Annotated in this window: 12 protein-coding genes; 5 read left to right on the top strand and 7 right to left on the bottom strand. The window is 40.5% G+C overall.

From position 1 onward, the window contains the following. Positions 1-15 precede the first annotated feature (15 nt). From QNN06_RS29070 to QNN06_RS29045, 6 genes are read right to left on the bottom strand one after another with little or no spacing between them, the layout of a single operon-like run. Entirely contained in the window at positions 16-1341 is a 1326-nt protein-coding gene (locus tag QNN06_RS29070) for a GntT/GntP/DsdX family permease (RefSeq protein ID WP_284036542.1), read from the bottom strand. 50 nt (positions 1342-1391) lie between these two features. After that, a complete protein-coding gene (locus tag QNN06_RS29065; protein ID WP_213117374.1) occupies positions 1392-2114 on the bottom strand; it encodes a GntR family transcriptional regulator in 723 nt (240 codons plus the stop codon). 15 nt (positions 2115-2129) lie between these two features. Continuing rightward, complete coding sequence (locus tag QNN06_RS29060) at positions 2130-3143, bottom strand: sugar kinase (protein ID WP_213117375.1); 1014 nt, start codon at positions 3141-3143, stop codon at positions 2130-2132. Next, entirely contained in the window at positions 3136-3891 is a 756-nt protein-coding gene (gene dagF, locus QNN06_RS29055; RefSeq protein ID WP_213117975.1) for a 2-dehydro-3-deoxy-phosphogluconate aldolase, read from the bottom strand. Before dagF ends, QNN06_RS29060 begins: the two co-directional genes overlap by 8 nt. Beyond that, on the bottom strand, positions 3888-4994 hold the full coding sequence (locus QNN06_RS29050; RefSeq protein ID WP_284036541.1) for a DgaE family pyridoxal phosphate-dependent ammonia lyase: 1107 nt from the start codon (positions 4992-4994) through the stop codon (positions 3888-3890). The genes dagF and QNN06_RS29050 overlap by 4 nt, the downstream gene beginning before the upstream one ends. Beyond that, positions 4972-6075 (bottom strand): amidohydrolase/deacetylase family metallohydrolase, encoded by a 1104-nt coding sequence (locus tag QNN06_RS29045; protein WP_284036540.1) that lies wholly within the window; start codon positions 6073-6075, stop codon positions 4972-4974. The genes QNN06_RS29050 and QNN06_RS29045 overlap by 23 nt, the downstream gene beginning before the upstream one ends. 551 nt (positions 6076-6626) lie before the next feature. Here QNN06_RS29045 and QNN06_RS29040 point away from each other — a divergent pair. Further along, positions 6627-7364, top strand: coding sequence for a hypothetical protein (locus tag QNN06_RS29040; protein ID WP_284036539.1), 738 nt, complete (start codon positions 6627-6629; stop codon positions 7362-7364). Between the two features lie 149 nt (positions 7365-7513). Continuing rightward, on the top strand, positions 7514-8425 hold the full coding sequence (locus QNN06_RS29035) for a hypothetical protein (RefSeq protein WP_284036538.1): 912 nt from the start codon (positions 7514-7516) through the stop codon (positions 8423-8425). Here the strand turns inward: QNN06_RS29035 and QNN06_RS29030 are convergent. Further along, a complete protein-coding gene (locus QNN06_RS29030; RefSeq protein WP_284036537.1) occupies positions 8372-8755 on the bottom strand; it encodes a response regulator in 384 nt (127 codons plus the stop codon). The genes QNN06_RS29035 and QNN06_RS29030 overlap by 54 nt on opposite strands. A gap of 278 nt (positions 8756-9033) precedes the next feature. Here QNN06_RS29030 and QNN06_RS29025 point away from each other — a divergent pair, with 278 nt between their 5' ends. Genes QNN06_RS29025 through QNN06_RS29015 form a run of 3 tightly spaced genes read left to right on the top strand, consistent with a single transcriptional unit; the run spans position 9034 to position 12710 of the window. Next, a complete protein-coding gene (locus tag QNN06_RS29025) occupies positions 9034-10518 on the top strand; it encodes a spore germination protein (RefSeq protein WP_284037999.1) in 1485 nt (494 codons plus the stop codon). Positions 10519-10542: 24 nt separating this feature from the next. Further along, positions 10543-11634, top strand: a complete 1092-nt coding sequence (locus QNN06_RS29020) for a GerAB/ArcD/ProY family transporter (RefSeq protein ID WP_217036719.1) — start codon at positions 10543-10545, stop codon at positions 11632-11634. Further along, positions 11631-12710, top strand: a complete 1080-nt coding sequence (locus tag QNN06_RS29015; RefSeq protein ID WP_217036718.1) for a Ger(x)C family spore germination protein — start codon at positions 11631-11633, stop codon at positions 12708-12710. Before QNN06_RS29020 ends, QNN06_RS29015 begins: the two co-directional genes overlap by 4 nt. Positions 12711-13018 lie beyond the last annotated feature (308 nt).

The raw sequence follows: 13018 nt of genomic DNA, 5'->3' as shown, positions 1-13018 counted from the left end.
CATAAGATTATAGTTTTAGATAAACACATCCAAAATTAAAGCAAAGATAAATGCGACAAATGATAGGATTGTTTCCATTACTGTCCAGGTTTTGAACGTTTCTTTAACTGTTAAGCCCATATATTCTTTTACTAGCCAGAAGCCTGCGTCATTGACATGGGAGAACATGAGGGACCCGGCACCTGTCGCAATAACTAGTAATTCTAAATTTACTCCTGGCATATTTGCCACGACTGGGGCCACGATTCCGGCTGCTGTTGTCAATGCAACCGTAGCTGATCCAGTTGCAATTCGGATTAATCCGGCCACCAAGAAGGCAAGGACAATTGGTGAAAGGGATATTTGTTCAGCCATGCTGGCAATGGCATTACCGACACCGCTTTCTATCAGGATTTGCTTAAAGCCTCCGCCCGCACCAATGATAATGATAATAGAAGCTAGAGGCAATAAACACTCCTCAGTTAACTTTTTCAATAGGTTTTTGTCCATTCCTTGGCGGTAACCTAGGAAGAAGTAAGCTGCAAAACAAGAGATTAATAGAGCAATGACAGGGCTTCCTATAAATAATAGGAATTTTTCAAAAGCTCCAGCCAATGATAGATATGGAGCAATGACAGTTAGAACCATTAATAGAACAGGTAATAAGATAATAAAGAATGAAGTCCCGGTACTTGGCAATTGATTTGACTTTGTCTCTACGCGGATCAGTTCGGGTTCTCCAACAGGAACTACCCGTTTATGAACCCATTTTGCAAAAATTGGACCGGCAATTAATGCGGTTGGGAATGCAATGATTAAGGAATAGAGAAGAACATGTCCCATATTTGCATTGTAAATGCCAATCGCTGTCATCGCACCTGGATGCGGCGGAACTAAACCATGTACAATCGATAATCCGGCTAGAACAGGAATACCAATCAATATAATGTTTTTCTTCGTTGATTTCCAAATGGAAATAACGATAGGAAGCAAGATAACCAAACCGACTTCAAAAAAGACTGGAATCCCGATAATAAATCCAGATAATAGCATCGCCCATGGAAGTTTCTTTTCGCCGAATTTTTTGATAAAGAAATCGGCTACTTGCATCCCAGCTCCTGAATCAGACATCATCTTGCCCAAGATGGTACCAAGCGCTAATATCCCAACAAGGTGGCCTAAAACAGCCCCGACTCCAGTTTCGTAAGCGCCAACAATTTTATCCATTGGCAGTCCTGAAAAAACAGCCAAAAACAAGCTTGCTACTGTTAAGCTTATAAATGCATGCCATTTCCACCATGATACGCCTAAGATAACAATGATGATGGCGACCACTGTAATGCCTAGTAAATATAAATTCATAATTTTCCTCTCCTCCGGGAAATCGCTTTCTTTTTTATCAATAATCTTAGTTACTGAATGGAATCGTTATAGGTAACAATATAGTTATGTTTTGCTGTATGATAGTACCCTTCACTATATTCCAAGACATTCCCTTCATCATCGCTGGAATGTCTCATGCGTTTTAATAAGGCTGTGTCTTTTTCCAGTTTTAATGTTTCGCAAATATGAGGAGGTGCAATGGCTACAGCAAACTCATCCCGAAATGATTCAAGACGAATATTATGTTCCTCCAAAAAGCGGTACAATGAATTAATCCGAATATCTTTTACCTCTTCTTCACTTAAGTCCAGCAAAATGTAGTGAGTAAAGTGAATATACGGTTCATTGTCCAATAGGTAAATCCGCTCAACTTGAATGCAGTGATCCCCAAATATAGAATGAAGAGCTGATTCAGAAGACAATTCGACCCTCTTAACGCCTAAGATTTTTTTGGTAATATGGTGACCTTCTTCAACCAATATCTCCGTAAAACGCTTACCTTTTGAAAGCCGGGCATTGGTGACATTGGCAATAACTTTCGTTCCTTTACCGCTTCTTTTTTCAAGATAGCCTTCCTGAACCAGTTCTTTAATTGCATTCCGAACGGTAATTTTGCTGACATTAAATTCTTCTTCCAATTGAGGCTCGGAGGGAATGTTTGTGTTAAGAGCATATTCACCATGTAGAATACGGTCTTTCAAGATTTCTTTAATTTGTAAATACAATGGTCCTTTTTTTCTATTCACATTCATTCCCTATCTCCTGCCTTATCGCTTTATATCTTCAATTGTTCCTGCCATGGCAGACAGGATTTCCGTTTCTGTTGACATCGGGGTATCCCCGACAATAGTACATGCAAGCATACCGGCTGCTGCCGCAAACTGGACTGTTTTCTCCGCTGGAAAACCGGCCAATTCACCATGCAGGATCCCGCTGGTATATGCATCGCCAGCACCAATTCTATCATATACAGAAAAAGAAAGGTTTCTTGAAAATACAAAGGATTCGTTTTTATACATATACCCCTTGAGTGAATGGGTATTATCGCTGTTAATCGCCCGATGCGTTCCGGCTATTGTTTGAATGCCAAATCGCTTTGCCACTTTCGGTATCAGATCCTTCAGCTGTTCTTCTCTTGATGATTCTTTTGTCTCCATTCCCAAAATATACATCGCGTCTTTTTCATTCATCATCACGATATCGGCTAAACCAAGCATATCCTCATAATGGGGCTTGGCTTGCTCATAGCCGCCATCCCATAAAGAAGGGCGGTAATTGCAATCAAAGCAGACGATGCCGCCTTTTTCTTTTACCTTTTTGGCCAGTATTTTCATGGTCTCGCGGACTTGATCTGTCATCGCCAGGGTAATGCCGCAAAAGTGAATGATATCGCCTTGTTCGGCAATCAAATCCAGATTATAGTCAGAAACGCCAGCCTTATTGAAGCTGCTTTCGAGCCGATTTGTATAGGTGACACGGCTCGCACGCTGCCCAAAGCCATTTTCTAAAAAATACATGCCGAGATATTTGCCGCCTCTAGAGATGAAATCTCTTCCAATTCCTAATCGCTGCAAGAATGAAATGGCTGCGTCACCTAAAGGGTTGTTTGGCAATTTGGTCACAAGATAGCCATCATGGCCCAGCTTTGTCATGGCAGAAGCAACGTTTACTCCCGTGCCTGAAAAAGAGTATTTTAATGTGTCCGCCTGTGCCAGGAGTTCATAGCCCGGCACCTGCAAACGCATCATCACTTCACCAAATGCGACGATTTTTTTAGGCATATTGACCAACCAGCTCTTTGGTCATTGCCAATAATTTTCTTACATCTTCCTCGTTTGTTTTTCCAGTCTCTTTATCAATAATGGATGAATACACATGAGGAATAATTTTAGGCACTTTTGCTTCTAAGGCGATTTCTAAAATCTTCCCGAAATTATCCAAATCAATGCCGCCAGTTGGTTCTAATGCAAAGCCTTCTTCGCCGCAAGCCTTTGCTACCGCACGAAACTCATCTTCATGCTTTAACCCTTTCATCGGGAAGTATTTCAATGCATTTCCGCCCATATCGCGAACCAGTGCGATGGCAGCTTTAATAGGGACAATCGCTGTTTCCTCGGTGCCGGCACTGATTGGGCCAGTAGAAATATTGACGTAACCGACTTTGCCAGTTGGAGAGACAAGTGAATTGATCCAGCTGTTTTTCTCTCCCAGGTTTGCCCGTGTTGCCCCTACTGCAGGAAAAACTTGATTGATATGGCTTCCAGGATAATATTTCGCAATTTCCGCGACAACAGCAGCCTGCCTATTATCCCCGGCACCTAACCCGATCGAAACGGCCTCATCGATGGCTGCGCCATATTCCTTCATGGCTGTAACAGCAGCCTCAACCGTAGGGTAATCCTTTGAAAGCACACCCACCAACACATGTCCTTCGGCAGCTTCAAAGACTTCCTTTGCATTTTCCACACTATTAGCCAAAACATTTAATGCCACACGATTTTGAAAAAAACGTTTTTCGATGTTCATTATTCTTCTCCTCTCAAAATGGCCTTTAATCTTGCTTCAATCACATAGATGTCATCACCTTGAAGCGGCCTTGGGTCAATATCAAAGAAGCCTTGACGGATTCCGTAATCCCTTGTGTAAATGGCAATTTCACCATTTCTTAGTTTGTCATTTACTTCTTTCGCGGTTGTTTTGGAAGCTGCTGGATCGATTTGAATCCGCGCTCTAAAGATGGCTCGTCCCGCTTCATCCTGTACAATCGTTACTCTTACGCCATCGATGGAATCTAATGAATTAAGAACTTCAAGACTGGCTTTTTCGTGTTCGCTATTGTCCTTTTTAACAAAATATTCATCCAATGCCTGCAGCAGGCCAAAGGAGGTTTCCTTCCCAACCTTCATACTTCTGCCGATGCAATGGAGCTGAACTTTTAACCATTCGATATATTTTTGCTTTCCGGCCACAATTCCGGAAGTTGGTCCTTCAATGGCTTTAGAACCGCTATATATGGCTAAATCGGAAACCTGTACATATTTTTTCAAATCTTCTTCAGCAGCGGCATCGACAATTAGTGGAACGTGATTTGCTTGGGCCACTTCCCAGGCTTCCTCAACGGAGATCATATTTTTTTGAACAGCATGGTGGGACTTTACATATAAAATCGCTGCTGTATTCTCATTGATTGCATCCGCGATATGCTCCGCTTTCCCTTCATTGGCATAACCAACCTCAACAAGTTTACCGCCGCCGAGATAAACCATTGTTTCAACCGGTGCACCATATTGCACATTATGGCCTTTCAGCATGATGATCTCATTTTTCTGAATCGCTTCCTGGTGAAGCCGTTCACTTTTTCGGCGGTTTCCTTCCGTAACAATCGCTGCGACAGAGAGGGCAATGCCGCTTGAGGCTGAGTTTACGACAACCGCTGCTTCAGAATGAAGGAGACCGGCAATATGCGCCCCGGCTTTGTCAACTAAATCGGCGATTTCCACATAATTTTGCCCGCCAATTTTCATTGCTTCCATTACCGTATCAGTTGGAGCGGAAACACCTAAAATACTCATCCGTCCGCTGGCATTAATGACTCTTTTTAAACCATATTTAGCATTCAATGTATTCTCCATTTATGACCACTCCTTTTGTAACAATTCTTTGATCGGCTATTCGTTCTTCACCCTCTGAATCCAGTAAAGCGATGGGTTCATCTTCAACTGAAAAAAGGGTGAGGTTGGCGATATCTCCAGTTTGAATTCTTCCAAGGTCCGGTTTGTTTAACCATTTGGCCGCATTCACTGTCACCGCATCGATGACTTCTTTAAGGGAATAACCCAAATATAAAAACTTTGTTAAGACGTTTGCCATATTATAGACAGGACCATGGAGGCGATTTTTTCGATAGATGTCTGTGCTGATCGTATCGAAGTGAATGCCATGCTCTTTGGCTTGTTCCGCTGTACGGAAGGAGAAGCTGGCATTTCCATGGCCGACATCCAGATGAACCCCACGTTCGATTGCTTTAAGAAGCTTCGGAAGAGGTTTTCCGGATTCGCCAAATAAATTATTGGCTTTCCCATTTAAGAAATGGGTGATGACGTCATTTTCCTCGAGTAAATCAAGGACGTCATTAATATCTGGAGGACCTGACCCGATATGGACCATAAGCGGCAGGTCAGTAGCCTTTGAGAACTTCCGGGCTATTTTTAAAGGTTCAACACCATTGGGGCCAACCACGCTTTTGCTGATTCTCGCTTTCAGTCCCACAATGACATCCTTATATTCCGTTACTGCTTTTAATAAGGCTTCTTCATTTAACAAAGCAAGGTCGGAAAGCTCATCGATCTGCCTCAAGCCGATTCGTGAAATGTTCAAGAAAGCGAAGAGGTTCGTTTTTGACCTTTTCGAATTGTTGACCAAGTCATGTATCCGGTCGGCCCCGGTACTTCCGGCGTCAATAATGGTTGTGACGCCTAATTTATAGCCAATCTCGTCAATATCATCTCCGTACGGATCAAATTCCGGAAAGGCGTGTACATGCATGTCAATCCAACCGCTGGAGACGTAGACGTTGTTTTCAAAATCGAATATTTTTTCTCCGGTTCCAGTACCGGGAGGAGCAATGTCTACAATTTTTCTATTTTCCACTACAATATCTGCAGCATTTCCATCTGTCGTTTTTACATTGCGTAAAACGAATCTGGCTGTCATGTTATCATCCCTTTTGGAAAACCTAAATTCATGTAAACGGTTAATATTATCCGGTTACGTTTATTTTTTCTCTCTTGCAAAAATAGATTAACACCGATTTTTATTTTAGTCAATATAACGTTATAATGTTTCAATTACTTTTATCCCAATATAACTGCCAATCATTTAAATGTTGCTATTCTGTTTCCGTAAAGACATTATTTAGTGTGAGGATTATAACCGCAGTACTTTTTATTTTCATTACCAGGATAAATTTGAATTGGATGAGGACTTAGGGTTTGGCTAAGGGAAAACCTGGCATCCATACTGTTTATTTTTTTGTATTATACTAATATAGGAATATAGTCCGGCACGATGACTGTTGTCTCGTATTCTTGAGGTATTTTTCGTTTAAGATTATAGTTCCTTGCTATGAATGGGTTAAAACAGAAAGCTTATTCATGTTTAGACCATTTTGTTAGTTTCAATGAATATAAATGGATCAGGCTAAAGTTAGGAGTTTTCTTCCCAGCTTACACAACAGAAACAATACATCATTGGAGGGAATCAACATGGATGACGATTGGTATGATGGATATGACGGCGGCGTGTATACCGGTAGCGGTACGAAAGGGTCAAAGAGGAAAACTAGGACCAGGATCCCCAGCCTGAAAAGTTTTATCCCTAAAGGATCTCGCAGAAAGCGGTCCCGAAGAGGCAAGGTAAGCGATCCTGAAACCACAATCGGAATATGGGTAGTTATGACAGCGTTGGGGGCCGCACTATTTCATGCAGAATGGATATCCGGCATACTCTATACGTTATTTGTTATATACACGCTCGTCTCGAAAGACCTTTGGCCGATCAAATATGTGTCAGTAATACTTACAGGAATGGGCATTCTGTTCTTTGTGGCGCTCGGTTTAGCTGTATTATTAAATTTAGCGATTGGCAGTAATATATTAACGGCCCCAGCTACACAGGTGGCGTACGGATACATCATTAAAGCGCCGCTATTAAGCTGGTCGATTGTATGGGTAATAGAGAATGGGATGGATTGGATTAAGAAAAGGAAAATGACAAAAGGAAACTTTGTAGAAAAACAGAAGCTCCTTCTATACAGACTACCTGCACTGTGCCTAGCGGCTTCAACAGTATTGCTAGCATGGTATGTCGTTCATTCACTTTACACACTATACCAATGGGGAATCTGGGGCTTAAACCTAGTTAGCATCATTCATTCTTGGACAGCCCCATTCATAATTGGAATCACCATACTAGGAAGACTTTCTAAGCGGTGGGCAAAGTGAGGCGTGGGGACGGTTCTCATGCCTCACTTTTTATTTGACTTTAGAAAGATTATGCATAAGAACCGTCCATATGCATCAGTCATATTCCCGCCATTTCCCTAATATACATATAAGTGGTACAGAAATCCGTATAGAAGGGGTTTGTCCATTTGAAACGGAAGTGGAATATTTGGGTGCGCTATAAAAAGTCGACCTATCAGATTAATTTGCGGGATGGTCTTTTTATTTTGAGGCAGCTGTTTTGGTTGGGGACCCGCCGGATTTTGCGGGGGATCAAGAGGGTGCTGTTTAGGTCAAGGAACCTGATTATTGTCTCCGTATGTGCCGTGATCTTTAGCCTTGTCATCATTCCAATTGGTCTTATGATGGAAAAATACAAAACCTGGTACGATGCCCTATGGGATTTGCGGACGTTTTTCTTTACCTCGATTTTTATCGTCTTCGTGACGACGAATGTGAATGAGGAAAAAAGACGGAGAGAGGGGCTGCGGAAGCAATTTGAGATTTATAGTGGCTTTAGTTTTTATGCAGAATGGTATCTCAACCGTCTTGTTCAACTTTTGGGTATCCCTTATTCTGAAAAAATTTTTTTGACTGATCAAGATGTAGAGAATTTTAAAAAACTGGTAACGGAAAGCCACCAAACGGCCGGGTTTACTTTTTCAAGTTTAGATAACAAAAGATATAAGAATCTCTATGTGTTTTTGATTGCCATCCATAAAAAACAACTTTCCCACTTGAGCGATGTTTTATATTTTATCAATTCAGCCAATTCGGATTCACTTGAAATGCATAGGGACCAGGCCCGGCGATGGATTTTAAGCGGCATCGATATAATTGAAGAGGAAATTCTGCTAATCGAAAATCTCCATGACAACTATACCCCCCAGGACCTCATCTACTTTGTCCAAAACTCACTAACTCACAATCTCTATATCATCGCCGAACTACGAAGACCTTGGCGATGGGACCATCAAAGAAACATGGAAATCAGAAAAAAACTCACCTCAAACGGCCAACATATCAAAGGAATGTATGACACGAATCAATATTGGATGTGACGTGGGTGCGGTTCTTTTGTGTATCATTATTGTTTTATTTTGAAAAGAAAGATGCATGAGAACCGTCCCCATGCATCTTTTCTTGGCATTTTCAATCACAGGGGTCTGGTTATAGGCAGAGCGGATTCTCCTTAACAATTCAAGGCCGCTTAATTCTGGCAGTATCCCATCTAATAACAGCAGGTCCCAATTTTCTTGTTGAAATAATGAATAATCTTCTAACCCCGTGTAGGCAGTCACCGTTTCATATCCTTCATGCTCGAGCTCTAAGTGAATCAGGCGTGCAATTTTCCTTTCATTCTCAACAATCAATATCTTTCCATTGCTCATATGGACTTCCTTGGTTTACCTGCCATATGCAAAATAGAATCTACAATAAAAGTAAATAAATATCTAATGCAAATCAACTATGTCATTGATGTTGAATTCTTGTAAGAGAGCCGAACAATTCAGGAATAGCTCGAGCTTTATCGAAAAATCAAACTTTGACAGGCGTCAATCAAATGGATTTGGTTATATTTAACATAACTAATAATATTTAACTTGGAAATCATTATTTGTAGAAAGACGACTTTACTATAAGCAGCAGGGGGCCGTGCTCCGTGAAAATGTGGTTTCGTAAAAATCCTCCCAAACGTGAAGAACACACACTTTTTGACCTGATTTTGCAATATAAAAAGTCGGGTGATTTTGTTCATTTTCATAACCCCCAGACACCCCAGCCTTACTGGATTTCTTATTTTGGTTCATTAATTGACGTGGAGATTCTGCATCGGGATATTCTTCCTTATTTAAACCGGACAGCCCCTACTTCAATTAAAGACGTAAAGAAGATCCTTCCTTTTGAAGATGTATTGATTACAAGTGAACGGCAAATCATTGAAGATGCCCTATTAAGAGGGTCAGTTCTGATTCAACTCCATGAAAAGGATGCGGCCTGTGCCCTTGTCCGGGCGGAAATGAAGAAATCCCGTGAGGTTACTATTCCTGAAGAGGAGTATAGTGTTGTTGGACCAAAAGAGGCATTTGTGGAATCCATTACAACGAATTTAAATCTAGTTCGCACCCGATTGCCGATTTCAGAATTACAGATTAGAGAGTATACAATTGGATCACTTTCTAAAACAAAAGTGGCTGTGCTCTATATTGAAGGGATCGCGAATGAGGAAAACATTAATACTGTTTGTCAGCGTCTGGAAAACTTGGAATTCTATCAAATACTGGATAGTTCTTTTATTTCTCAGTTGATCGAAGATAATGGAAACTCCCTGTTTCCGCAATTAATTGACACTGAGCGGCCAGACCGGGTGGCTGGTGTTCTTGCGGAGGGAAGCGTCGTGATTATCGTGGATGGCTCCTCCCATGCCTTAATTGGACCGATTTCCATCATGGAGCTATTTAATGCATTTGAAGATTATTATATCAATTGGCAAATGGCTTCGGCATTCAGACTAATCCGGGTATTGGCTGTATCGTTTTCTATCTTGGTTACCCCGATTTATGTGGCCGTCTTAACCTATCATTATCAATTAATACCGAAAGATTTAATGGTTACCTTAGTTTCATCAAGAAGAACCATTCCATTACCTCCCTTTTTGGAAGCCGTCATCCTGGAGTTAACGATTGAACTGCTTCGGGAAGCCGGAGCTAGACTTCCTACAAAGGTTGGACAAACCATCGGTATCGTAGGTGGTATCGTGATCGGAACAGCAGCCGTGGATGCCGGGTTAACGAGTAATGTACTGCTGATTATTGTCGCCCTTGCGGCTTTGGCCTCGTTTACGACCCCGGTTTACAGAATGGGTAATACGATTCGATTGCTGCGATTTCCTTTTCTGTTGATGGCGGAATTGTGGGGGCTATTGGGGATTGCGATTGCTTTTCTCTTTTTAATGAACCATTTATTGCGTTTAACATCGTTAGGCAGACCTTATTTAGAACCAATCTATCCTCCTAGAATGAAGGATTTAAAAGATGCCATCATACGATTGCCATTTTCTTTACAATCAAACAGACCGCATTTTTTACAGCCTCAGGATCAGAAGCGATTTTTAAAGAACAAAGCAAGTGAGGTGAAGGATATAGATGAGTAGGAGCCTAAGCGAAGGAGGGCTGTTATGAAAACGGAAATTAAACCTGAGTTTCTTGTCTCTCCCTTTCTTGTTTCCTTCCTTGTCCATGGGACGCAATATGGGGTAGGGGTTTTAAGCTTTCAACGGGAGCTCGCAGAATTTGTAGGTCATGATGCCTGGATTTCGATTATTATTACTGGATTCATTATTCATATTTTGATTTGGATGATATACACAATGCTAAATAATGATAAGGGCGATTTATTTACAATTCACCAACGTACATTCGGGAAATGGATCGGCAATTTATTTAGCCTTCTTTTTATTCTTTATGTTCTCACCATGGCAATCACAGTGCTTCGGTCGTATATTGAAATCGTTCAAGTGTGGATGTTTCCTTTACTAAAAACATGGCCGTTCGCTTTAGTCTTGTTGCTTATTGTCTATTATGTTGTTACAAGCGGATTCCGCGCCGTTACTGGTATTTGTTTTTTAGCTGTTGTGTTTCCTGCCTATTTGATTCTAACCTTCTTTGTACCAATTGAATTTTCAAATTTTCGAAATCTGCTGCCCATCTTCGATCATTCCATTTATGATATGGCGAAATCGATTAAGGGAGCATCCTTATCTTTTTCCGGGTTTGAATATTTATTATTTTATTATCCGTTTATTAAAAATCCGGCAAGTTCGCAAAAATATGCGCATTATGGAAATCTTTTTACTACACTCCTATATTTGCTCATCATGATTGTAACATTGGCCTTCTTTGATCAGGAGTATCTAAAAATCGTCATATGGCCAACGTTAATGATGTGGAAGATTATAAAGTTACCCTTTGTGGAGCGCTTCGAAATAATTGGCGTTACCACGTGGGCAGTCGTGATGATGCCAATTATTTGTCTGATGTTTTGGTCAGCAAGCCGCGGAATTAAGAAGTTGTTTAAGGTTAAACAGAAGAAAGCTCTCGTTGTTCTTTTATTCATTTGTTTTACGATAAGCTGCTTTTTAACAGAAAGAGAAACGATTCAGCAATACAATCAATGGGCGTCAGAAATTGGATTTTATATATTGTTTTGCTATCTGCCTGTTCTTTTTGTTTGTTATCACATTCGGTTTAAGATGAGGAAAAAGATATGATGAAAAAGGCAAAGGCAGCGGCGGTTATCCTCATTCTTTTTTGTGCTTTTGGATTTGGCCGTGTTCCAAAACTGATTTTAGATGATATTAACATGGAATCAGCTGTCGGATACGACTATGTAAACAAATATATCATTAAAGCAACATCTGTTCTCCCGATATATAAACCTGATAAGAGCGTTGGAAATGAAACATTTACTGCCAGTGATGAACTGAGTAAGGAAACCCTCAAGAAAATTAATATGGCTTCCTCTAGGCAAATGGTGAACGGCAAATTGGAAGTGGCACTATATAGTAAAGAACTTGCCAAACAAGGAATTGGCGATCTCATTGATACCTTACAAAGGGATCCTTCTATCAGTGAAAGATTATTTTTGGCGGTTACAGATGAAGAGGCAGAAAGGATTTTAAGTAAACGGTATGGTGACCGTGATACGGGTATTTATTTATCCATGTTAATCGAACAAAATATGGATGTAGGTTTGGTGCCCACTTATAATCTTCATCAGTTTTTAAACACCTACTACTCCAAGTTAAGCGATCCGTTTTTACCTTTAATCGGACAAAAAGGTAAAGATATTCATATAAAGGGGATTGCTTTATTTAAGGGGGACCGATATGTGAAAAGCCTCCGTCAAGACCATCAATTTATTTTTAAGGCGCTTTTACAGAAGGTCAAGCAGGGGACTTATAAGCTTAGATTAAGAAACCATCATTTTATTGCCATCGAAAATATTCATACAAAACATAATTTCCATGTAGAGAACAAAAAAAATAAGCCGGAAATCACGATCCAACTAAAGGTGAATGGAATTATTAGAGAAACGATGGGGAAAAAGACCAACAAAAAAGCAGTCGAGCATATTAAGAAATTAATGGAGAAACAATTAGAAACACAGGGAACTGAAATGATTCGCTCGTTTCAAAAATTGCACATTGATCCATTAGGACTAGGGACACAAGTAAGAAGCAGGGTAAGAAACTTTCAAGACCAAAAATGGTTAAATCAATACCCGCATATAAAAGTAAATCTAAAAGCACATGTAGATATATTAGAAAAAGGAGTGGTAGATTAGGGAGAATGAGGCATGGGGACGGTTCTTATGCTTCATTTTTAGATGAATACTTTTATATGGATTTCTCGAAAAAGCGAACCTCTTTTGCTAAAGGAAACTAGCAAGGTGGTTCGCTTGTTTTTCGCCAATCATTTTCGTCCCTGGCCTTCGGATTCAGCTTTCCCAGACTCGGCAGTACAAGCCTTTATCTTTAATTATACGTCTGCGTTACCCGGAGAGGAATATTAATTTTATTATAAGTATTTTGTAAGAAGCGACACGTGGGTATAATCTATGAAAAAAGTGTCTATCCTTAAAATATAGATACA

Source organism: Neobacillus sp. 114, from assembly GCF_030127045.1.
In the GTDB taxonomy this organism is placed as follows: Bacteria; Bacillota; Bacilli; order Bacillales; family Cytobacillaceae; genus Neobacillus; species Neobacillus rhizophilus.
This window is presented reverse-complemented; position numbering and strand designations above follow the sequence as displayed.

What these genes read in the sequence shown, in the direction of transcription:
- QNN06_RS29040 (WP_284036539.1), top strand. Translation starts at nt 6,627, where the DNA reads ATGGATGACGATTGGTATGATGGATATGACGGCGGCGTGTATACCGGT.
- QNN06_RS29030 (WP_284036537.1), bottom strand. Translation starts at nt 8,755, where the DNA reads ATGAGCAATGGAAAGATATTGATTGTTGAGAATGAAAGGAAAATTGCA.
- QNN06_RS29025 (WP_284037999.1), top strand. Translation starts at nt 9,034, where the DNA reads ATGTGGTTTCGTAAAAATCCTCCCAAACGTGAAGAACACACACTTTTT.
- QNN06_RS29015 (WP_217036718.1), top strand. Translation starts at nt 11,631, where the DNA reads ATGATGAAAAAGGCAAAGGCAGCGGCGGTTATCCTCATTCTTTTTTGT.
- QNN06_RS29045 (WP_284036540.1), bottom strand. Translation starts at nt 6,075, where the DNA reads ATGACAGCCAGATTCGTTTTACGCAATGTAAAAACGACAGATGGAAAT.
- QNN06_RS29065 (WP_213117374.1), bottom strand. Translation starts at nt 2,114, where the DNA reads ATGAATGTGAATAGAAAAAAAGGACCATTGTATTTACAAATTAAAGAA.
- QNN06_RS29070 (WP_284036542.1), bottom strand. Translation starts at nt 1,341, where the DNA reads ATGAATTTATATTTACTAGGCATTACAGTGGTCGCCATCATCATTGTT.
- QNN06_RS29050 (WP_284036541.1), bottom strand. Translation starts at nt 4,994, where the DNA reads ATGGAGAATACATTGAATGCTAAATATGGTTTAAAAAGAGTCATTAAT.
- QNN06_RS29020 (WP_217036719.1), top strand. Translation starts at nt 10,543, where the DNA reads ATGAAAACGGAAATTAAACCTGAGTTTCTTGTCTCTCCCTTTCTTGTT.
- QNN06_RS29060 (WP_213117375.1), bottom strand. Translation starts at nt 3,143, where the DNA reads ATGCCTAAAAAAATCGTCGCATTTGGTGAAGTGATGATGCGTTTGCAG.